Below are 22,472 nucleotides of genomic sequence, written 5' to 3'. Positions count from 1 at the left end.
ACGACGCTGTTGAGGGCGCGCTCGCGAGCGGCTTCGCTGCCGCCGAGCTACACCACCTCAAGGGACACGACCTCCTTGAACGGTCGTCCTTAAGCAGCGGCATTAGGTAGCCAACACTACCAAATCTCAAACCATCCGACGAAGTGCGAGGGCTTGAGCATTCACGACCAGCGTGTTCGCTGACTGCTCTACTCCGAGCTATTGAGGGGCCACATGTGTTTGGTAGATAGGTGCGTCGCTTTTCTGACATAGCTGACCAGGAACTCGGCAGCACAGATAACGCTCAACCCAACACCCGACCTGCGGCCGCAGAGCTGCCATCCGCAAGTCGGAAGCGTGGACTCGTCTTCGGATCACTTCCTCCCGTTGATCGAGGCTATGCCAAAGTACCAAAAAATTGACATGAATTAGTAATCGCTAATACACAGTACACTGCTATTTTACGTGGCAGTAGGACATGTGCTGAGAGTTCGAGCCGGGTACATCCGTTCGATCTCAACGAGGAGTAGAGATTGCGAAGGCACGCAGCGGTTGCTGGACGCAAGCCGAAGACGGCGCGCCGCAAAGGATTGGGGCTCACTCGGGGCATGGGTTGCACGCTGTGCTTCAGGAGCCTTCTCTCTCCAGGTGCCTGTGATGGACGATAGTGAGCGGACTCATACTGAAACGGAGGCGAGTTCTTGGACCGGGCGCAACAGGCGTCTCGACCCGTCGCGGCTGGCGGAGACGGTGAGCTATACCACGCGCGACAACTATGGTGACGTGACCTTCACGCTCAACCAGCGTGGTGCGGTGGTCCGACGCACGCAGGATCTACGCAACGTACCGGCAATCATTGCCCTTCCCGCCAAGGTTTTTTGCGGCGTGGCCGCCTGCGCGATGGCGGATCCGGATGGAAAAATCACATCGGAGCTCAAGCTTCTGCACAATGATCCGATGCTGACGGTGCCACTGCTGGTGTCCGACGATCTCGAACTTGTTGCCGCCGACTGGCGTGCCTGGGCCGACGCCTACGGTCTGCCCATGCTTCTGCTTGGCGCCGACGGCGTTGCCCGCACGCTTGAGGAAACGCTCGGTGCCAGCGTCAACACCCTCTCACCCCAGCGACCTCATCATGGGCCGCGTCTCGACCACGCGCCCAGGCTTTCTAATGCTGGCCTGAACAAACTGACGCCATTAGAGCATATCGGTCGACTGGTGGATCGGAAGTGATGTGACACGTGTCTCGTGTTCATTTGGTCTGCAGGGTCGATCCTCCCTCTGCGTAGTTGTTGGGGAACCCCCGCCAGGCGCGGCCAGGTAGCATCGGCGTCGGCAAACTGCCGCGGACCTGCGGGGATGCAGTGCTTGATCGGGAATCATCATCTCACTGACGGATCGTTTTCGAAGCCGTGCAATCGCGGCTAGTCTAGGCGCGGCGGTGCGCGTTGCCGACAAGAGCGCCCAGCCTGCCGGTGCGCCGGCAAAGCCGTGGATCGGTGCGTCGGAAGCGCCAGCGTCGGTTTGAGAGGTGAGGCGCACCGGTGCTTCGGTCGACATCGCAACCTACAGGACCGAGCCGCTTTCGGCGCCGACAATCACGGTGGCGAACAGGAGCAGTAGGTTGGCTATGAGCTTTGGCATCCGCCGCCCCTAGGGAAGTGCCGGGCGATCTTGGCCAGCAACGATACGGTGGAAGACCCACAGAATTGCTGGGCAAACCAGGAGCATGAGGGCGCCGAAGTCGAGCGCGGCGCTCGCGGAGCCGAGCAACGTGGAAAGCTTTCCGCCGATCGCGGACCCAACCGGGCTTCCGGCATAGAAAGCCGTATAGAATATTCCCATTCCGATCGCCCGCGTCTTCGGCTCGAGCACGCGCGCGGGTAGGCTCATGATGGCGCCGGCAGGCAGGCCGCAAACGGTCCCGACGGCAATGACGGCAGGAAGCACCTGGCTGCTTCGCGACAGGAGAACCGTCAGCAGCGCAAAGCCGATGCAGCCTGCGACAATTATAGCTTCGCCGCGTTTGGTCAGATCAGCGAGCAAGCCTCCTATGGGAACCGAAATCGCCGTGAGCCAGAGGACGATGCTGATCGTCGATCCAGCTACAGCCATGGACCAGCCTCGCTCGACGAGCATCGTTGGGCCGAAACTGAAGATCATCACCAAACCGAGATTGTAGAGACACCAGATCGAACTCGCGGCAATCACCGCATAGACCGTTTCCGAGGTCACACTGCCTCGTTCGCCTTCAACGGAGACGGCCGCCTCCTGCGCGCGGTAGAAAAACGCCATCAGGCCGAAGCCGATCAGGATCCACCCTGCGACGGCAAGGTTGACGGCATGAAGGCCGAATGTCGTTCCGATCCATGGCAGCAGCATGAGCGAGATTGCGATGCCCACCGGCCACGAGTTGACGAAAATGGCCATCGCGGTTGCGATTTCGCGGCCGGCAAACCAGTCGGCGACCATCTTGGTCATCAGAACGCTCAGGAGAATGCCGCCAGTGCCCGCAACCAGTCGGCCTGCGATTTGCACGCCCCATGATGCCGACGAGGTCATCAGCAATTCGCCTGCCAGCATCGCCAGGAGTGCGGCGAGAACCGTCGCCTTGTCGCCATAGCGGCGTCCGATGGTGCCAGCGGGAAAGGCGAGCAGGACGCCCGGCGCAAAATAGACTCCGATAAGGATGCCGATGTCAGCCAGGCTGGCGCCGAGGCTCTGGCCAAGCTGTGGCGCTACAGCCCCTACGCTGCCAAACTGAAAGGCGAAAGCGGCGCGAGCGATAAACAAGACAGCAAGAATGGTCCAGCGGCTTCGCACTTGGATACTCCCAGCCGCCGCGCGGTGTGCTCTTTTTAGATTAGGCAAGCTTCAGGCTTTCGTCGCCTCCAAATAGACAATTTGCCGTTCAGGATCGCGGTATAGGTTTATGGCTTTAAGCTCGGCGGCCGGCACCAAATCGAGGAGTTGGACGATTTCGGTTTCATCGCGATAAACGAGCCACCAGTCCATGATGGCCTCCATGAAACCTGCGTCACGGATGTCGGGGGCGAAGTTGGCCAACAGTAAATGCCCTCCTGAGGTAAGGCCGTCGAACATAGATTTAGTAAGCACTTGCCCGAATGGTGTGGCTAGGTAGTCAAACAGGCCTGCTGCGTAGATGAGTTCAGATTGGCATATCTTCAATTTCCCGCTCACAATTTCCTTCACGTTTGCTTTGATGGTCTCAACACCAAGATTCACATAGTCACGGTTTATCACTGCGAGACTGAGTGGATCATGATCGACGGCGATAATTCTTCCTCTCCGCACTCCAAGCTGATACGATTGTGTTAATTCGATTTCTCTCAAATGGCCGGCTGCCAGAGACACGATGGTCGCTCTCTCATTCTTGCTTTGCGCGAGATCAATTAGCTCGGCGAGGCGCTTGCGACGATGCCGGACGGCCCTCGCGGCGGGAGAGACGAACAGATACTCATAAATATCGTTCGAAACTCCATGGCTGCTTCGCGAAGCCGCTGCCTCGCCAGTACCGTATAATAGATCAATTAACGCAGCGTCTCCAGGATATCCTCGTGGTCTAGAAAATGCACGGGCGGGAATAGCACATTCGTGGAGCACATGCGCGATGGGATGATCTCGAATTGTCTCAACTATGGTCTTCCATTGATCCTTCGCGAGAGATCGACGCCATTCGTCTAGCCTGGAAAACAGCTGGTCCATGCCACTTCCAATATTGCCGAAACGAATCAACTCAAGGCACCGATCGATGGCTAGGCTGACCAAGGGAAAAGCCTCTGGCGAGGATCTCGCGATTACAGGTGACGATACGTCATTCATTTAGTTGCTCCCTTGAGCCTGATCGATTACGGACCGCCTCTTACGGCAGGCCCGATCGTGCTGAAACTCATCGTATGTTTTTATTCGTCTGCTACGGCGGCAACATTCCCAATCAGCATCCATTTAGCGCCGGGACTGTCGCGGCGCATGACCCATTTGGGGTATGGCTAAATTTGCGGGAAATGGGGTGGGGTTGCGTTGCCCACGTGTCCAGGTTGACTTCGTCCCCGGCGAGGTTGTGCCCTGCCGGGGCTGCGAGAGTTTCCTAACCTGTCCAAAACACGGTGATCTCGCTAGGCTGTAAGCGGTGGATCTGGCGCAATGTCGTTGGCATCAGTCGGGCGCAGGATTCGGCCGATCCGGGCTCGAGCCGTGACTGCGCGAGAAGCTCGGTCTGATCAGCCAGACGGTGCCCCATCCCCGTAATAGCGATTCATAAGCCTTCGCTTTCCTGGCGCACAGCACGACGTGCCTCCGCTTTGTGGCCTCGGATGTCAAAACCAGGCGTCTCTTGAAGTGCCCAAGTGGCTCCGCAGCTACTTCTTCGACAATCATGCAGGTCGGCTAATCATCACGCGCCAACAGTGCAGGTTTGTATTGCGGATCCGCGCGTGCCGAAGACCCCAACCATATCGTTCAAAAGCGTCGAAAATCTTATGGCCTCTCTCTGTGTCAAGCCATGGAAGACATAGCCGTCGAACTCGGCCACGCTCTGACGCCGAGGTCGTTGGCTATCGAGCGGGGGGCGGCTCCAAATCCGAGAGCGTGGGCAATCTTGGCTTCCGCAGGCGTCAGGACGAAGAGCGCGCTCAGGAGTGCCTCTGTGGGAGGATGAAGCTTGGCAACCGGCGTAATGAGAACGATGCAGGCGGCACTATTGAAAATGTCAGGGGCGGCACGACGGAGGGGGAGCAGGTGCATTACCGCTTTTTCATCGAGTCCGTGCGAGGCGCAGGACAAAGTGGCGGTCGAAGCCAGTTTACCGAGCCGACCTAAGCCGTCGGCGAACAATGAATCCGCTCTTTTGCTGACGAGATGCAAGCGGTCGAATGCGCTGATGCTCACGTGCCGGGTTAATTCCTCGAGCAATCGGTTTGCAACCATCACGCGCCCGTCCGAGCGGAGCACCGCCGCAGGAAATCCGACCCTGGCAAGCGTATCGACAGCCGATTTCGCGCGTTCCAGGTGAAGCCTGGCCGCCATTAGGCCGGCGCGCGCCAAGTGAGGCCTGAAGCTGTCCAGGAAATTAACGGCGGGCGGTCATAAGGCCCGGCGTCGAAGCTACGGTCGAAACTGTAGACCATCATGTCACCGCTGCGTCGTTGACAATGGTACCCGCCGCCCAGAATCCCAACAATGCAGATTCGGTTGCATGGATGGGCGAGCTTCAAATCTATTTAGGCGAGCCGCAAGCGGCGCTGATAGCTTGTGCGGAAGCGCTGCGCTTGAACCCTCGTCCACCCGGTTGGTATGCATAGGGATGGCGCAAATTCCCTCCGGTCACTACGAAGAAGCTGTTGCGTCCTTGAGCCGGGAAGAAACCTACGGGACGGGTTCGAGGGAGCACCTGATTGTCGCGCTTGCCCTTGCCGGTCGCGTTTCTGAGGCACAGGAGGAAGCCCGACTATTTCTTGCTGGGAATCCAGACTGGAAAATAGCTGATTTCACCACAAGCTTGCCCTTTAAGAGTATGACTGCTGCGGAGCCGTTCGTCGAAGGTTGGCGGCTTGCGGGCATGCCAGACTAGACTGGCCAAGCCAGATGGCACAGCAAACAGCCAAGTTTCCGATGGCGGAGGTTTCTCCGGCGCCCGCGACGTCGACGAGGGCTGTCGGGGCGAGAACGAACCATTCCGCGTCGTCAGTGTTGTATCTACCTGAAGTGCTCTGGCGGGAGAATTTTGGCTTTGGACACGGGTTGGGATTGCATCGCGTGCAGCCCGGCAGCGGCGATGCTGTGTGACAAAACTCAAGCCATAGGACCGATCATGTCTGTCAAAATCGAACGTGCTCATACGCTGGGTCGCTTTGCTGTTCTCACTGATGCCGCCGGAAGACGACGAGCTGGATTGCTGACCCCTCGGCCTACGACAGGCCGCTCTCATCAGCATCTACATCCGGCCAGGGTTCCTGATTCAGGAGCGATCATCATCAGCCGATGGGAATACTCCCTAGCAAAGCTACCAGTTCCGCCTGCCTGTGCGTCTCGGTCTTGGCGAAGACTGCCTTCAATTGGTGGCGGGCGGTCTCATACGAAATCCCCAGCTGATCAGCGGCAATCTCTATTCGGATTCCCAAACAAATCTTGCCAGCCAACTTCGCCTCGGCTGAGGTTAGGCCAAAACAATGCCGCAAGACAGCTGCGGGTGGCGTGCCCCGGCTCTCCTGATCGACAAGCGCGACGATCGCCTGACAGGGCGCTAGGGGATTATAGGAGACGGTCGCAAGACGCAGCAGATAGGCAAGGAGAGGGCGCTTGGCCATTCGAGGCAACAGGACGGGGGTCGTCAAGGCCATCGGGGTTGCTAGCCAAAGGATTTCGCGCACCCTTCGCCGCAATGTGTCCGTCGCATTCTTGTCATACGATACCAGTTGTCGGTGCGTAATCTGGAGATCAGGACCAAGCATTTGGTCCGCTGGCTGATTGGTCCGCAACACCCTGCCGTCCCGATCCAGCATCACGGCCGCCGTCCCGCTTATGTCAAAGGCTTCGAGCGCCGTCTCCGCCCGAGCAAAGCCCAGCGCTCTTGCGACTGATACCATTGAACCCAGCCGCGTCGAAAACCCCGCCAGCTGCTGTAGCTCGTCAGCAGAAAAGGGACCCTGCGCTTTAGATCTCTGGATCGACATGCACCATAGATCGCTGCCAGCGGCGGCTTTGACGCCGGCGAACCATCTGAGGTCAAAAGGCTCCAGGAATTCCCGGTAGTATGGATGCTTGTGCATCTCCTCGACCGTCAGCAGGTCGAGGTCCGTGGCCACTCCCCGACGCTCTATCACGGGAACGATGCGGTAGCGCTCATCGTGGTGGATCCAGCCGTCGCGGACATAGGCTTCGAACGACGGCTCCATCGAAGCGCTGCGGGGGATGCCCGGCAAGTGCCCCTTGGTGTCGAAGAGGACTGCACCGGCGCTGGACGTCAGTTCGGTCACCGCCTCCATCGCGGCATCCCATTTGGCAGGATCGACCGCCGCCTCCGCGAAAGCGGCACCAATTGCGTCAAAGTCAAACGCTGTACCCACATGAATCCTTTCAGGCACAAGGCAAATGGGTTACGGGCAGTCCATTAGTAACCACTTATCTTCGTTAATCAACGACTTCCGTGATGCGGTACAACAATCGATTCGGCAGACATTTTGTCGATCGCAGCGGCGACCGGCCAGCAATGGCCCTTTCCTCAGCCAGCAACGTCGGTGCTGACACCGCGGCGAAGACAAACTGGGGAAATAAAATAGCGTCTCAGTGGGGAGTTCGCTGCTTGCGAGCCGAGCTCAATGAACCGGCCCGCGTACTATGCGGCTGGAGGCGATGGAAACAGGCCTTGCCGTTCGAACGCGGAGATCCAGCTGACCAGCAACGTGAGCATGCCTTTGCGCTTTTGCCTGCGATCCGACGCGCATTTCGGACCTACTGGGTTTACGGCCGGATGCGCTGTTAGGATGCACACCATGTAACTCAAATGGGGGATGCCCCTGCATGGCTGCACGTTCTACTCTATAGCTTGAGGAGGTGTCGCAGGTGCGTCAAGGAGGTTAGGATCGGGAACGTTACCCTAATGGGCGGGGGCCCTTTCGAACCGGTGCGCGACCCAAACGGAGACTGGCTGGTTTGGGATGCTGTGCGAGAGAACGTCGCCGAGTCCGACGGCTATGTTTTTGTTGGCCTCACGCAAAGAGAGGCCCTGAGGCTCTCGACGCTGATGAACGATGTGAAGGGGCGGACCGACGGAAGCGCATATGTTCTCCGAAAGGTCAAACCTGTCCAGCTGAGCGTTGCAGCGAGATACCGGGTCGAGAACGGCGGTTCATATGGAGGCAAAGAGAATACCTGGTGGCAAGTAGTGCGCGTGCCATCCCTCTTATAGATATTATGCACATAGGCTCGCGCCTCTCACCGATAAAGAGGCTCAGGTCCGTGGCACTTTTCAGCGTAATATCCGGCGAGACCTGTTTGGCGCGAAGGACGGCCCTTTTGGCGCTTAACAAGTCGCCGCTCAGCGCTAGAGACGCAGCCGCAAGTGCATGGCTGACGACGTAGTCGGGCTTTAGGCTCCAAACCCAATCAGGCCGTTGAATGGTCTAGGTTTGTTCAAGCTTGAAAGCACCGGAGTCAGGTGAGTTTTGGCTGAGTGATCGGCAATGGATAGCGATCGAGCCATTGTTGCCGAAGAACCGTGCCGGAGCGCACCGGGTTGATGATCGCCGCGTCACTAGCGGGATTGTGCTTGTGCTGAAAGTAGGCTGTCGCTGGCAGGATTGCCCATCCGTCTATGGACCGCCGACCACGATCTACAACCGCTTCCATCGTTGGGCTGGGCGTGGCCTGTGGCAGCGTCTCTTCGCAGCCCTTGTCGAGGCCAGTCCAGGTGACATGCAGATGATCGACAGCACAACGGCCAAGGCGCATCGCTCGGCTGCCGGGGGAAAAGGGGGGCGCAGACGCAGGCGATCGGCCGCTCGCGCGGCGGCAGAACCACAAAAATCCACGCCATCGTAGACGCTCTTGGACGCCCGACGTCTTTGAGATCGCGCCGCGACAGCCCTGATAGCATCTCTGCCGCCCGCTCTTTTCCTCGCTGCTGACACAGCTTACGACAGCGACGGCTTGCGCCAGTTTTCGAAAGGGGCACGGTTCCCGTCATCCCAAACAACCCGACGCGCAAACGCACCCATCCGTTCAACCCAATAGCCTATCGTCAGCGCAACATCATTGAGCGCATGTTCTGCAGGCTCAAGGATTGGCGGCGCATAGCCACGCGCTACGACAAGCTCGCTGCCAACTTCACAGCCGCCGTCCTCATCGCCGCAATCATTACTTGGTGGGTTTGATTGAGTCTGGAGCCTAGTGCGGCGGATTGTTCCGCCCAATGATGGGCACCCTCGAGATCGCCTTTTTGCAAGCACGCTCCGGCCATCGCAGCATAACGGAAAAAGTTCGCCGGATCGAGGAGTTCGAGACGTATCGCGTGCTGGGCCAGCCGGAAGGATTCACTCGCACGGCCCAGCATGAGGTTTGCGTCGCCCATAGTCCCGTAGACAACCGCATTGCCAGGATCGATCTCGATGGCACGATGGGCGAAGCCAAGTGCATCGTCGGCTTGGGACTCACAGTCGATCAGCACCATCGATAGGGTTTTCAGGGCGTTGATATCGTCGGGCGCCAGCCTCAGGTTCTCCCTGGCCAGGTGCACGATCTCCCGGGCAAGTTCCGGTGTCGACGGTCGAAACCCGTGACAACCAAATGGAATTTGGCAAGACAAAGGGAGTCATATGCCGTCGGCAGCGCGGGCAAAGCATAAGGAGCTCGCTTGCGAGCTTCTCGCCGTGCATCAGGCCTGACGGAGTGAAGGACCGGATTTTCTGCATAGCGCGCGACTTCAATGCCCACCGCTCAAGATGGGACGAGGAAGGAGCAGTTGCGATGTCAGCCTTGGTCTGTCGTCCACCGGTTAGTCCGGATACGGCGGCGATGATCACGTCGCGGATGCCAAACAACTCGTCCAGCCGACCATTGAATTTCTCGCCCCACATCATGTGCCGCTGCGAGCGTCGATCAGTTGCGCCGAAACACGCAAGTCACCGCCAAGACTCCGAACATTGCCCTGGAGAGCGAAATCGATGCCGAGCTTGCCTGCTAGCCCGACCGCACCGAGATCACCGTCTGCCAGGAAAGCGGGGCTATTGCGACCAAGACGCGAAGGTTTCCTAGGCTCGACAGTGCCTCTACGAGGTCGCTGGTCAATCCACTGGCGACGAATTCCTGTGCTTCGTGGCCGCCTAGCGCGACGAAGGGCAGGACTGCGATTGAGGTGGTCGTTACGTAAAACCGCCTAGCAGGCTGTTGAAGAAGTGCTGGTGCAGTTATTGAGAGCGTGATTCACTGATCCCGGATGGATTGGGGATTTGTGAATGCGAGGATTGGACGAGCGGACTGGGTCGCTGTTTTCATATGTCGAGCCTTGAGTTGCGGGTGCGGCGCGATCATCCGCTGCGGACGATCCGTGCGATCGTCAATGCGGCGCTGGTTGAGATGGACGGTGACTTTGCGGTGCTTTATCCGCCGGGGTTCGGCCGCCGTCGATAGCGCCGGAGCGGCTGCTGCGCGCGATGCTGTTGCAGGCTTTCTACGGCATCCGCTCTGAGCGCCAATTGATGGAGCGGATGGAGTTCGATCTTCTGTTCCGCTGGTTCGTGGGTCTTGGCGTTGATGATCCGGCCTGGGACCATTCGAGCTTCACCAAGGACCGAGACCGTTTGCTGGAAGGCGAGATCGCCGCGAAGTTCTTGCGCGCGGTGCTTGCGCAGCCGAAGGTAAAGCGACTGTTGTCATCGGAGCATTTCTCAGTGGATGGAACGCTGATCGAAGCCTGGGCCTCGATCAAGAGCTTCCGCCGCAAGGATGGCGGCGACAATGACCCGGACGGTGCTGGCCGCAACGCCGAACGCGGCTTCCACAAGGAGAAGCGCTCCAACGACACGCATCAGAGCACGAGCGACCCGCAGGCGCGGCTCTACAAGAAGGGCGACGGTCAGCCGGCGAGGCTGTGCTACATGGGCCATGCGCTGATGGAGAACCGTCATGGGTTGGCTGTCGACGGCGGCGTCACCCAGGCAACGGGCACGGCCGAGCGGGAGGCCGCGCTCGCCATGGTGGAGCGTCGGCCATCGCGGCGGCGCATCACGCTGGGTGCCGACAAGGCCTATGACGTGCGCGCTTTCATCAAGGACCTGCGCGAGCGCAAGGTCACGCCGCACATCGCCGTCGACGGCCATCTGAGCAAAACTGGCAAGCCTCGTGTGACGGCCATCGATGACCGAACAAAACGCCATCCGGGCTATGAAATCAGCCAGCGCTGCCGCAAGCGGATCGAAGAGGTGTTCGGCTGGATCAAATCATCCGCCGGCATGGCCAAGGTCAAGCTGCGGGGATGCGCCCGGGTGGGTGCCGCCTTCACCTTGAACCTGGCGGCCTACAACCTGATCCGCCTGCCCAAACTGCTGGCAGCGCCGGCATGAGCCTCGTGGGGCGCTGGCGGATCGTTGCGATGCCCGACTATGTCGAGGACTATCCCGACATGGTCGAGCCCGCCTACATCCGCTTCGAAGCCAATGGTTCGGGCGAATTCGCTTTCGGCTGCGTCACCGGACAGATCTTCGGTGCCGGCGATGGCAACCACGCCTCCTTCTCCTGGCAAGGCAATGACGAAATGGACGAGGCTCAGGGCGACGGCTGGGCTGAAATCCAACCAGGTGGCTCTATCAGCGGACAAATCTGCTTCCATGGAGGCGATGAAGCAGACTTCATCGCTCGCAGATGGACTTCTTCAACAGCCTGCTAGGCGGCATCTTTTCCCGTGCCCCCCGTGGCTCTGCGCCCGGCAGCGCAGGTGAAGGGGGCGGGATGCTTTGGACCGAAACTCGCCGAGCGGCAGCGCGGTGTTGCCTGATGCTCGATGGAATCGTTCCGTCTCAAATTCCGGAACCTCGCCGATTTCCTTGCGCAGCACGTCGCGGCAGCGTTGATATTGCCGGAGCGCGAGCGACGACTGCCCCTGCTGAAAATAAATGCGCATGAGCGCCCGGTGTGCGGTTTCGTCGAGCGCGTCGAGTGCGGTGAGCTTGCGGGCAGCGGCTGCCGCGCCATTGTGCGTGCCAGCAGCCAAATGGGCCTCCAGTAGCTCCCTCAGAGCTGCTCTCGCCTTTTCACGCAGACGCTCGCGCTCGACCAGAAGCCATTCGCCGAAAGCTGGATCGAGGCCATCCAATCCGTCGGCAAAGTCGCCGCGATAAAGGGCAGTTGCCTGCTCCGCGCTCAAGGACGTTTGCTCGCCAATCTCTTCGAATTGCTGGACATCAACGGCGATCGCGTCTGCGACCAAGACTAGGACTTCGCGGTCAGCCTTCAGCGGCAAGGTGCCTCGGATACCAAAGGAGTTACGCAGCCGGGCTATAGCTTGCCGGAGGCTGTCATGCGCCTGATCCCGGCCGCTGTTGCTCCACAGCATGCTTGCAAGCTGATCGCGGGCGCGTGGCTTGCCGGGCGGCATGGCAAGAACGGCAAGGAGTGCGCGCTCCTTTCTACCTGAAATGACGATCGTCTGTCCGAACTGGCGAACGTCGAACCTTCCAAGCAGGATACAATTCCAGGAGCGGCATCGCATCTTTTCCGGGCAGGCGACCTTGCCTGCAGCAGGTCCATCGAGATCGGCCGATTTAACGGTGCTGTCACGCGCGGGGTCAACGGGCCGATCACGCTGCCCTTCTACGGTAAATCTGTTGCAACGCCGAGTCACGCTTGGGCGAGCCGAATGCCCCGAGCCTGGGACCCACGGGAGGAGACCATGGTATCGCCCACCGAGCCGCAAGACTAGGGAAAAGCAGGTCAGCTTCCCACAAATGGCCTTCCTGGGTATCCAAAAATCAGACTGGGCCGATCTGCTCCACCGAGCAACGGAGGCTTACGTCTCTGCCATCTGGACAGCGTATGGAACGTCAATAGGGTTCGCCCGAGCGGAGTTTCCTGCCAACCAGAAGCCGCAGGGTGACGGCTATAGATGGACCGTGCACTTCACCGTCGGCGCGAAGCAGAAATAGCCGCAACAGGGTAAGGCAATGCGCGCAATCTATTTCGAAGATGGAAGCACGTGCGCGATCTGCACAGGCTAAAACGATATCTGCAAGCAGTAGAGCGAGTGCCGTCCGTCTTGTAGGTTATTGTGCACATAAGTAGCCGCGAAGATATTCCTGATGTCTTACCCCAGATGGGTGATGCGTTGAGGAACAACCCGGAGCACCATCGACGCTTAACGGACTGGAAATGGCTGAGCACGTGGGGTCGGCCCCGGGCACGATCCTGTTTCGTTTCACTCGGGTCATAGTGTGGGGGCGAATATGGCGAGCTCGACGTACACCTGGATTGACGGGACGAGCGGGGATTGGGGCAGTGCGGCGGATTGGTCGCCCACAGGCGTTCCGGACGCAACGAGCGACGCTTCATTTACAGGAAGCGGTTCGGAGGCAGCGACGGTTTCGTCGGACGAGGCCGTAAATCAACTGACGCTCGACAATGCGGGCACGACATTGGTGGTGCAGGACGATGCCACGCTTTCAGTCTATGGCGGCCTGGTGGCTACAGCAGGCAGCCTGAACCTGATGGGCAATAGCGCCCAAGCTACTGTCGACGTGTTTGCGCCAGCGGGGTTCGGCACTCCAGGCGTTCTGACAGGCAATATATCCCTTGGCACCTACGCGCAGCCGAGCGATGCCCTCATAGAGTTCTCGAGCGGCCAGATCACGGACATCGCGCAGTATGGGAGTCTGTTGCTCTTCGGGCCGAATGCCCGCGTAGCGGACGCTGGCTCGCTGTCAGGCAATAGTGCCTTGCAAGGGCTGTCGACGATCGAGGGTACATTCGAGTTGAATGGCGGGGGAACCCTGCAGACGACCGGCAGTCTCACCAACAGCGGAGTCTTTGTCGCAAACGGCGACTATTTCAACGACGGATCGAGCAGCACCGTCACGATCGGAGGCACGGTCACGAACAGCGGTGGCTTCAGCATCAGCGATGGCACGATAGTGTCGGCCAGCGGATTCAACAACACTGGAAACCTGCAGGTGGCGTCATCCTTCGGTGAACAGGCAAAGCTGGATATAACGGGACCGGCCGGGTTCGGGACGGCTGGCGTGCTGACGGGACACGTTCAACTCGAAGGCAATGCCGTCGTCCAATTCGCGAGCGGCCAGATCACCGATATCGCAAGCGATGCCCTGCTGGAGGTCGGGGGACCGAACGCCTTCGTTCAAGACGCTTCCTCTCCCGGCAGCAACAGCGCCCTGCAGGGACTTTCAACCATCGAAGGCACGCTCTCGCTCTGGCAGGGCGCAACCGTGCAGACCATCGGCGATCTCGCAAACAACAACGGGACTCTGATTCTCGAAGATGCCAACTTGGCGATCGGAGGGACATTTACGAACAGTTGGCAAGTTACGGACGGCGGTCAGATTCCCGGTGGCACGATCTCGGCAACAGGACTCAACAATGAGAGTTCCGGTGCCATCAGCGTGACCGGGAGCCTTGGTCTTGTGGCGGCGCTGGACATATCCGGTGCGGCGACAAATGACGGGACGCTGACAGCGCAGTTTGCGACCGTGAATCTGCAAGGTCCGGTTTCGGGCAGCGGGTCGGCGGTTATTGGCTACGGGGCCACGATCGAATTTGGGTCATCGGTGGCATCGACAGAAAGAATAGTATTCGATAATTTTGGCTCATTTGACTACACGCTCAAGATCGACCAGGCCGATCAGTTCTCCGGCATCATTTCAGGGTTTGGCTCGTCTGATCTGGGCAATGACGTAATCGAGCTGGGGAGCGGTCAGGCCGCTAGCGCAACTCCGATTTCCTACAGCAACGGCGTGACCACCCTTCAGGTGGACGATGCCGCCTCAAACGTGGTTGCGAGCCTTAGGTTGCTGGGCGACTACACCGGGTACACGTTCAACGTCGCCAGCGACGGAGGGATCACCACCAACGCGGCTGCGCCTCCTCCGCCTGCCGACGATTTGCCTGCCTTGACGGTTCCGGGTGCCCAGACCGTGACGGTGGGCAATGCGCTGGAACTCTTCGGCAGCGGCAAGGCCGTCAACGTCGGCGACCCGGATGCCGATATTCTCGGCGAGACGTTCACGGTCCAGATCAGCCACGCCGCGAGCAACGGGACAGGCTTCACCATCCTGCCCGAGGGTGCGACGGTCACTGGTTCCGGCACCGACAGCGTATCGATTACGGGCACGCTTGCCCAGGTGAACGCCGCGCTGGCCACGCTGGACTACGCTTCCAACAATCCGGGCGTGCAGCCAGGCACCGACACGATAACGTTCCAGGTGACCGACTCGGACGGCGGCACAGACACCAAGACGGTCGCGGTCAATGTGGTGTCCCCGACTCCCCTGACGACTTTCAGCTTCCTCAACAACGGCACAGACAATGGCATCGGCCCGAACGGCGGCCTGATCGCCGACGCCAACGGCGACCTGTTCGGAACGACAGTCGCGGGCGGGACGAGCGGCTACGGAACGGTGTTCGAGCTCGTCAATAACGGCACCGCGGCCGTGCCAAACTACGCCAGCACTCCCACGACCCTGGTCAGCTTCGACCTCTTCAACGGCGGATACCCATACGGCGGCCTGATCGTCGACGCCAACGGCGACCTATTCGGGACGACATCCAGTGGCAACGCGAGCATCGGCACGGTGTTCGAGATCGTGAACAACGGCACTGCCGCAGCTCCCAGCTACGCCGGCACTCCTACGACCCTGGCCAGCTTCCACGGTTCCAATGGCGCCAGCCCGTACGGCAACCTGTTCGCCGACGCCGGCGGCAACCTGTTCGGAACGACAACGGGGGGCGGGGTGAACGGCTATGGCACCGTCTTCGAGATCAGCGGTGCTTTCACCGCGACGTCGGACCAGGACGCGGGCGAGCAGGCAGCACTTGGGTTGACGGTCAATGCCAACGCAGCGACACCGATCGGGTCGGCGGGCGCGCGGGCGGTGACGTTCACGGTCGCCGGCCTAGATCCCGAGGACAGCGGCACGGTGACCTTCAAGGATTCCAACAGCAAGACGGTGACCGTGGATGTCACGGGCGGCCAGACCAACTACATGGCCAACCTTACGGGCCTTGCCGATGGCACGATCACCTCTTCGCTAGCGGTCGCCACAGACCCGGCAGGAAATAGCTTCATTCCGGTAAACGGCAACGCGGTGAGCCTCGATCAGACAGCGCCCCAGGTGACGGAAGGCCTGGCGAGCGACACTGGCGTCTCATCGACCGACAAGATCACCAGCAACGACACGCTTAGCGGCTCCGGCGACCCGAACGCGTTGGTCTCCTTCACGGTGGACGGCACCGCGATACAGCAAACCGCGACGGCCAATGCCGGCGGCAACTGGACGTTCAGCCCGGCCTCGCTCGCCGACGGCTCACACACTCTAGTGGCGAGCGAGACTGATGCGGCCGGCAACACCGGAACGGCATCGCTGACCTTCACCTTGGATGCGACCGCGCCAGCTCTTGACTACCACTATCTGTTGATCAATCCCAACACGGGGCACAGCACAGGGGGTGGCGTTACCCTCAACGTCAACGCGTTCACCCTTGCCGGATATCTGGTGGACAGCGCGCCAAGCACCCAGGTCGAGGTCTTCGCAACCAAGTCCGGGACAGGAACGGCGACGTCCGTCGGATCGGGTACCGTGGATGCCGGCGGCAATTTTTCTATCCCGACAGCGGCGCTGCCCGATGGCACCTATACATTCTCGGTTACGGCGACAGACCTGGCCGGCAACGCCACCACCGAAGTTGGCCCATATGGCCTGACCATCGATACCGTCGCGCCGCCGGTTACCGAGGCGTTGGTCAACGACACAGGCATCTCGTCGACCGACAAGATCACCAGCAGCGGCACGCTGGGCGGCTCCGGCGATCCCAACGCGGTGGTGCACTTCACGGTGGACGGCACACCGACCGCCCAGATGGCCGCGGCGAATGCCAGCGGCGCATGGACATTTACGCCGACTGGGCTCGCCGACGGCTCGCACACGATCGTCGCAAGCGAAACGGATGCGGCCGGCAATACCGGAACGGCCTCGTTGACCTTCACTCTGGACACGACCGCGCCCCAAGTGAATGTTTCCCTGGATCACAGCACGATCAATCTCGCGGCAAATACGGCTGTGGTGACCTTTGAGTTCAGCGAGGCGGTCACAGGCTTCGGCCTGGGCAGCGTCAGCGCGACTGGCGGCTCTCTGAGCAACCTGCAGACCAGGGACGGCGGCAAGACCTACACGGCGACGTTTACGGCGACGAACGGCATCGACATCAGCAACGCAAGCGTGATCGTCAGTGCCGGCGGCTACCAGGATCCGGCGGGCAACGTGGGCAGCGCCGCAAGCACTGGCAGCATCGCGGTGGACACGGTGAACCCGACGGTCTCGGTGACGACCAGCAACGGCGACGTCAATGTCGCGAACGGCACCGCGACGATAACGTTCAGTTTCAGCGAAGCGCCGACGGAGTTCAGCCTGGCGCATGTCAACGCCTCGGGCGGCACTTTGAGCAACCTGCAGCAGGTCAATGCTACGACCTACACCGCGCTGTTCACGGGTTCGGCAGGAACCGACATCGGCACGGCCAGCGTGGCCGTCGACAACAACTGGCACGAGAACAACGGCAACGCCGGAACAGGGGGAGCGACGACTCCCTTCGTGGTGGATACGGTGAGCCCGACGGTGGCAGTGTCGATCAACAACAGCAATCTGACTCTGTCCCAGCGAACCGCAACGGTCACTTTCTCCTTCGGCGAAGCGCCTGTTTCCTTCACGCTGGCAGACACCACCGCAGTTGGCGGTGCGTTGAGCAGTTTCCAAAAGGTCAATGCGACGAGCTACACGGCAACCTTCACCGCCGCCGCGAACACCTTGATCAGCAATGCCTCCGTGGCCGTGGTCGCGCACAGCTGGCAGGAAGGCAACGGCAACCCGGGGGCGGGGGGCGCCACTGGGAATTTCAACGTCGACACGCTGGATCACTGGGCCAACGCCTCGGGCGGAAGCTGGAGCACGGCTTCGAACTGGGGAAACGGAGTGCCAGCGGCTGGCGTTGCCGCGGACATCGACCGAAGCGGGACTTACACGGTCGCGATTTCCGGCGCGAGTTCCGCGTACGGACTACTCGTGAACGATGGCGGCGCAACGGTATCGGACAACAAGAATGGCGCCCTGACGCTTGCGGGTACGGGTGGCTCGAACGGTGTGCTGACGATCTCGGCAGGCACCTTCGCGCTCGCGGGCGGCAGCCTGGCTGCCGGTGCAATCTCGATCGCCAGCGGCGGCGTGCTCCAGATATCCCAGACCTACTTGGCTCTGGCAGAAGCGATCGCGAACAATGGCGCGATCACGCTGGCGAGCGCAACTTCGAAAGGCATCACGGCAAGCTTCAACGGCACTCTCACCGGAGCCGGGACAATGACTGTCCAGAGCGGCGCGACCGCTGTTATCGGAACGGCTGTCAGCGGCTCCGGCTCGTTCACGCTAACGAACAATGGCAATCTGGAATTCGTCTCGGCCGACTCGGAGAACGTCACGTTTGCGAGCGGGGCAACGGGAACGCTCAAGCTCGATCACAGCCTGACGGCGCCGTTCACCGGCAAGATATCCGGATTGAGCCCCAACAATGCCGTGGACCTTGCCGATCTCAAGTTCACCAAGAAGAACATGACCGCCATCTACACGGGGAACACCACGGGCGGCCTTCTTACGGTCAGCAACGGAAGCCAGAGCGTCACCCTCAATCTCCTCGGCGACTATACGCATTCCGCCTGGACGCTTTCGAAGGATAGCGGCAGTGGAACGCTGGTGGTCGACCCGAGCACGGCCCAAGCACCGCCTCTCGTGGCAAGCGCGACCGAGAGCCACAGCCCGGATATAGCTCTGCTGGTCAACTATATGGCCTCGGCTTTCCCGGTTAGCGGCAACGGACATGGAAGCTCACTCGTCGGCGATCCGTCGCTGGCAGCGATCAACCAACACTCCCTGCTCGCCCAGCCCCACCATGCGTAACACCGCAGAGCCCGCGGACGGGAGGCGGCCAGGAAATGCGGGCTCATTGTGGGTAAGGTGACATCGATGTCCGGCACGCGGCAGCTCTAACATCCAACGATACCGGACTGGTCGCATTCCTATTGCTGGTTCGGTTTCACGGCATGGCAGTCGACGCAGACCAGATCCGACATCGCTTCGCAGGAAGTGCGATCGGAACACGCGAGATGCTGCGCTGCGCCAGGGAGCTGGGGCTCAGAGCGCAATCGCGCCGGACCAACTGGAGCCGACTTCTCCATACACCGCTACCCGGCATCGTGTCGCTTCGTGACGGCGGATTTCTGTTGGTGGGCAAGATCGGCGACGACCAGGCTCTTGTGCAGCCGCCGAACGCCGTCGCCCCCCGGCTGATGAGCCGAGCGGAATTCGAAGCGGCGTGGGATGGTCAACTCGTGCTCATGACGCGAAGGGCGAGTCTCACGGATCTGGCCCGGCGGTTCGACATCACCTGGTTCCTCAGCGCCATCCGCAAATATCGCTGGCTTCTGGGGGAGGTGCTCGTCGCCTCCTTTTTCCTGCAGCTATTCGCGCTGGTATCGCCCCTGTTCTTTCAGGTGGTCGTCGACAAGGTGCTGGTGCACCAGAGTCTGGGCACGCTCGACGTGCTGGTCCTCGGTTTGGTCGCAATTGCTGTGTCCGAGACCGTACTGGGCATCCTGCGCACCTACCTCTTTGCACACACGACCAACAGGATTGACGTCGAACTCGGCGCCCGGCTCTTTCGGCATCTGATGGCATTGCCGCTCTCCTACTTCCAGGCGCGCCGGGTGGGCGATTCCGTCGCCCGGGTGCGCGAACTGGAGAACATCCGCAATTTCATCACGGGCTCGGCCCTGACAATGGTGATCGACCTGACCTTCACCTTTGTTTTCTTGGCGGTGATGTTCATCTATTCGCCGCTGTTGACGTGGATCGTTTTGGGCTCGTTCCCCTTCTACGTCGGGATTTCGGCAGGGATGACGCCGCTGTTCAGGCGGCGGCTCGATGAAAAATTCGCCCGCGGAGCGGAAAACCAGGCCTTTCTCGTCGAAAGCGTGACGGGTGTCGAGACGCTCAAGGCGATGGCGGTCGAGCCGCAGATGCAGCGACGTTGGGAAGAGCAGCTCGCTGGATACGTCTCGGCCAGCTTTCGGGTTCTCAGCCTCGGCAACACCGCCAGTCAATCTGTCCAGCTGATCAGCAAACTGGTGACAGCCGGCGTTCTCTATTTCGGGGCCAGGCTGGTGATTTCGGGAGAGTTGACGGTCGGCGACCTGGTCGCCTTCAACATCCTGGCGGGAAGGGTCAGCGCGCCGGTGCTGCGCGTGGCGCAGATCTGGCAGGACTTCCATCAGGCGCGGCTTTCGGTGTCCCGGTTGGGTGATATCCTCAACACGCCGACCGAACCTGCGTTCAATCCCGGCAGGGCAGCGCTTCCGGCGATCCGTGGCGATATCAGCCTTGACCACGTCACGTTCCGTTATCGCTTGGACGGGGCAGAGGTGCTGAAGGACATCAGCTTCGACATTCCCGCAGGTCAGGTTGTCGGCATAGTCGGTCCGTCGGGCTCGGGCAAGAGCACGCTCGCCAGATTGGTCCAGCGCCTCTACGTGCCCGAAAGCGGTCGGGTTCTGGTCGATGGCGTCGACCTCGCGATGGTCGACACCAGTTGGCTAAGGCGGCAGGTCGGAGTGGTCCTCCAGGAAGACGTGCTGTTCAACCGCTCGGTCCGCGACAATATCGCGCTCGCCGATCCAGGCCTCGGGATGGACGAAATCATTGCCGCAGCATGCCGAGCGGGAGCACACGATTTCATCCTGCAACTCCCGGAGGGATATGACACGATCGTCGGCGAGCGAGGCGGCACCCTTTCCGGGGGCCAGCGGCAGCGCATTGCAATAGCCCGCGCGCTCGTCACCAATCCCCGCATCCTCATTTTCGATGAAGCGACCAGCGCGCTCGACTACGAGAGCGAGCGGGTAATCCAGCAGAATATGGAGGAGATTGCGGGAGGACGCACCGTCATCATCATCGCGCATCGGCTTTCCACCGTGCGCGGCGCAGACCGCATCCTCACCCTCGATCGCGGCCGTCTGATCGAGGACGGAACGCATGACGACCTCGTCAACAGCAACGGCCGCTACGCCTCGTTGTACCGGCTGCAGGCAGGGCACAAATGAATCCCGCCAACAAGATCGTTCCATTTCCGGCGGCGTCTCCGCAGCGAAGCCGGCAGGAACTCGCCTTCTTGCCTGCGGCCCTGGAGATTGTCGAAACACCGCCATCGCCGATAGGCCGAGCCATCGCGGCGGTCATTGGGATCGTGTTCTGCCTCGCCATCGCCTGGGCCACGTTCGGCAAGGCCGACATCGTCGCTTCAGCGCCAGGCAAGATCATTCCGAGCGGCCGGACCAAGGTCATTCAGCCGCTTGAGGCAGGCGTCATCCGCGCCATCCACGTTCAGGACGGGCAGACGGTGAAGGCAGGCGACATCCTGATCGAACTTGATCCGACCATGCATGCAGCAGAGCGTGATCATCTGCGCAGCGATCTCATGGCCGCCCAGCTCGATATCGCCCGCCTTGTCGCGGCGCTCGGCACTGGCTCCGATCCGTTGGACGAGTTCGAGGTCCCTGCGGGGGCTCCGCCGGAACTCGTGCAAATGGAGCGCGAGTTCTTGATGAAGCAGGTCGAGGAACACCGGGCGAAGCTTGCCTCCGTCGACCGCCAGGAAGCGCAAAAGCAGGCGGAGCGCGACACGATCGACGCGCAGGTTGAAAAGATCAACGCGACGATTCCTCTGATTGAACAACGCCTGGAGGTCCGCAAGAGCCTCATGGAAAAGGGCTTGGACTCGAAGCTTGACTACCTGGACACCCTGCAGCAGCTTGTCGAACAGCAGCAGGATGTCATTGTCGGCAAAAGCCACCATCGGGAGGCCGAAGCGTCGCTGGCGGCTATCCTCGAAACCCGTCGGCAGGCCGACGCCGAATATGTTCGCACCCTCTTCGGCGAACTGACGGAAGCCAGGCGCAAGGCGGCTGGCCTCGCAAGCGATCTGATCAAGGCCGAGCAACTCACCAAGTTCCAGGTCCTGACCGCGCCAATCGATGGCTATGTCCAGCAGCTTTCGGTCCACACGGTGGGCGGTGTGGTTACGCCCGCACAATCCCTCCTCATGCTCGTACCGACAGACAGCCATCTTGAGATCGAGGCGATGATCTCGAACCGCGACATCGGCTTCATCCGGCCCGGCCAGACCGTGGCCATCAAGATCGACACGTTCGACTTCACCCGATATGGCCTGCTGCACGGGACGGTGCTGAGCGTCTCTCATGACACGATATTGCGCGACGCGGGGCAGGAGAATTCGAACCTTGCAACGCTGGAGAGGTCCGATAGTGGCCAACGGAACACCCAGGCTCCGGTCTATGCCGCCAGGATTTCGCTCGACCAAACGTCCATGAGGATTGATGAAAATTCGATCAACCTGTCGCCTGGCATGGAGGTTACCGCAGAGATCAAGACGGGCTCGCGCATGCTGATTGATTACCTGCTCTCCCCTTTGATGCGTTACGGGCACGACAGTCTCCGCGAACGATGACTTAGCAGGCGTTGAAAGAAGTGCTAACGCAGTAGCACTGAACTAGTCCCCTGGAACAAAAGTAAGCTTCATTTTGTTTGGCTTCTGTCACAAGAGCAGGAGTTTGATTCATGGCTGGCAGGCAGGCGGACCTTGTCGTTCTAAGCGACGCGGATAGAGGTTTCCTCGAATCTCAGGTGCGCCGGCATAAG

11 protein-coding genes and 2 pseudogenes are annotated in these 22,472 nt (G+C 60.5%); 7 read left to right on the top strand and 6 right to left on the bottom strand.

Annotated elements, in window-relative coordinates; translation table 11 throughout:
• Positions 1–636 precede the first annotated feature (636 nt).
• Complete coding sequence (locus FJ938_RS27990) at positions 637–1,212, top strand: DUF6101 family protein (protein WP_246673574.1); 576 nt, start codon at positions 637–639, stop codon at positions 1,210–1,212.
• A 420-nt stretch (positions 1,213–1,632) separates the two neighbouring features.
• On the opposite strand, the gene FJ938_RS27985 is transcribed toward FJ938_RS27990, so the two are convergent.
• The 4 genes from FJ938_RS27985 to FJ938_RS27970 all read right to left on the bottom strand — a co-directional run bounded on the left by FJ938_RS27985 (position 1,633) and on the right by FJ938_RS27970 (position 7,064).
• Positions 1,633–2,802, bottom strand: coding sequence for an MFS transporter (locus FJ938_RS27985; protein WP_140699608.1), 1,170 nt, complete (start codon positions 2,800–2,802; stop codon positions 1,633–1,635).
• Between the two features lie 51 nt (positions 2,803–2,853).
• The gene (locus tag FJ938_RS27980) at positions 2,854–3,822 is read right to left on the bottom strand and encodes a hypothetical protein (protein ID WP_140699604.1); all 969 of its coding nucleotides are present in this window, start codon (positions 3,820–3,822) and stop codon (positions 2,854–2,856) included.
• A gap of 672 nt (positions 3,823–4,494) precedes the next feature.
• Positions 4,495–5,025 carry a hypothetical protein gene (locus FJ938_RS27975; protein ID WP_140699600.1) on the bottom strand — a complete coding sequence of 177 codons (531 nt, stop codon included), beginning with the start codon at positions 5,023–5,025 and terminating at the stop codon, positions 4,495–4,497.
• Between the two features lie 947 nt (positions 5,026–5,972).
• Positions 5,973–7,064, bottom strand: a complete 1,092-nt coding sequence (locus FJ938_RS27970; protein ID WP_140699595.1) for a helix-turn-helix transcriptional regulator — start codon at positions 7,062–7,064, stop codon at positions 5,973–5,975.
• Between the two features lie 1,072 nt (positions 7,065–8,136).
• Here FJ938_RS27970 and FJ938_RS27965 point away from each other — a divergent pair.
• Positions 8,137–8,870, top strand: a pseudogene (locus FJ938_RS27965) (IS5 family transposase).
• Here FJ938_RS27965 and FJ938_RS29650 read toward each other — a convergent pair.
• Positions 8,801–9,232: a hypothetical protein gene (locus FJ938_RS29650; protein WP_181169204.1), complete on the bottom strand. Its 432-nt coding sequence runs from the start codon at positions 9,230–9,232 to the stop codon at positions 8,801–8,803. The pseudogene FJ938_RS27965 and the gene FJ938_RS29650 overlap by 70 nt on opposite strands.
• 718 nt (positions 9,233–9,950) lie before the next feature.
• Here FJ938_RS29650 and FJ938_RS27955 point away from each other — a divergent pair.
• Positions 9,951–11,057 (top strand): annotated as a pseudogene (locus FJ938_RS27955) (IS5 family transposase).
• A complete protein-coding gene (locus FJ938_RS27950; RefSeq protein WP_140699590.1) occupies positions 11,054–11,380 on the top strand; it encodes a hypothetical protein in 327 nt (108 codons plus the stop codon). The pseudogene FJ938_RS27955 and the gene FJ938_RS27950 overlap by 4 nt, the downstream one beginning before the upstream one ends.
• Here FJ938_RS27950 and FJ938_RS27945 read toward each other — a convergent pair.
• The gene (locus FJ938_RS27945) at positions 11,366–12,334 is read right to left on the bottom strand and encodes a BTAD domain-containing putative transcriptional regulator (protein ID WP_140699588.1); all 969 of its coding nucleotides are present in this window, start codon (positions 12,332–12,334) and stop codon (positions 11,366–11,368) included. The two genes, FJ938_RS27950 and FJ938_RS27945, sit on opposite strands and share 15 nt — an antisense overlap.
• 598 nt (positions 12,335–12,932) lie before the next feature.
• On the opposite strand from FJ938_RS27945, the gene FJ938_RS27940 reads away from it, so the two are divergent.
• From FJ938_RS27940 to FJ938_RS27930, 3 genes are all read left to right on the top strand, one after another.
• Positions 12,933–18,659 carry an Ig-like domain-containing protein gene (locus FJ938_RS27940; RefSeq protein WP_140699585.1) on the top strand — a complete coding sequence of 1,909 codons (5,727 nt, stop codon included), beginning with the start codon at positions 12,933–12,935 and terminating at the stop codon, positions 18,657–18,659.
• Positions 18,660–18,721: 62 nt separating this feature from the next.
• Positions 18,722–20,857 (top strand): type I secretion system permease/ATPase, encoded by a 2,136-nt coding sequence (locus tag FJ938_RS27935; protein ID WP_140699583.1) that lies wholly within the window; start codon positions 18,722–18,724, stop codon positions 20,855–20,857.
• Positions 20,854–22,281 (top strand): HlyD family type I secretion periplasmic adaptor subunit, encoded by a 1,428-nt coding sequence (locus FJ938_RS27930; RefSeq protein ID WP_140699580.1) that lies wholly within the window; start codon positions 20,854–20,856, stop codon positions 22,279–22,281. The genes FJ938_RS27935 and FJ938_RS27930 overlap by 4 nt, the downstream gene beginning before the upstream one ends.
• Positions 22,282–22,472: the final 191 nt, after the last annotated feature.

It is taken from the genome of Mesorhizobium sp. B2-4-14 (assembly GCF_006442155.1).
GTDB lineage: Bacteria > Pseudomonadota > Alphaproteobacteria > Rhizobiales > Rhizobiaceae > Mesorhizobium.
Note: the sequence above shows the minus strand (reverse complement) of the source record. Positions and strands in the feature narration are given on the sequence as shown.

Excerpts from the sequence above, each read along its gene's own strand:
- FJ938_RS27990 (WP_246673574.1), top strand. The coding sequence starts at position 637 with ATGGACGATAGTGAGCGGACTCATACTGAAACGGAGGCGAGTTCTTGG.
- FJ938_RS27980 (WP_140699604.1), bottom strand. The coding sequence starts at position 3,822 with ATGAATGACGTATCGTCACCTGTAATCGCGAGATCCTCGCCAGAGGCT.
- FJ938_RS27975 (WP_140699600.1), bottom strand. The coding sequence starts at position 5,025 with ATGGCGGCCAGGCTTCACCTGGAACGCGCGAAATCGGCTGTCGATACG.
- FJ938_RS27950 (WP_140699590.1), top strand. The coding sequence starts at position 11,054 with ATGAGCCTCGTGGGGCGCTGGCGGATCGTTGCGATGCCCGACTATGTC.
- FJ938_RS27940 (WP_140699585.1), top strand. The coding sequence starts at position 12,933 with ATGGCGAGCTCGACGTACACCTGGATTGACGGGACGAGCGGGGATTGG.
- FJ938_RS27930 (WP_140699580.1), top strand. The coding sequence starts at position 20,854 with ATGAATCCCGCCAACAAGATCGTTCCATTTCCGGCGGCGTCTCCGCAG.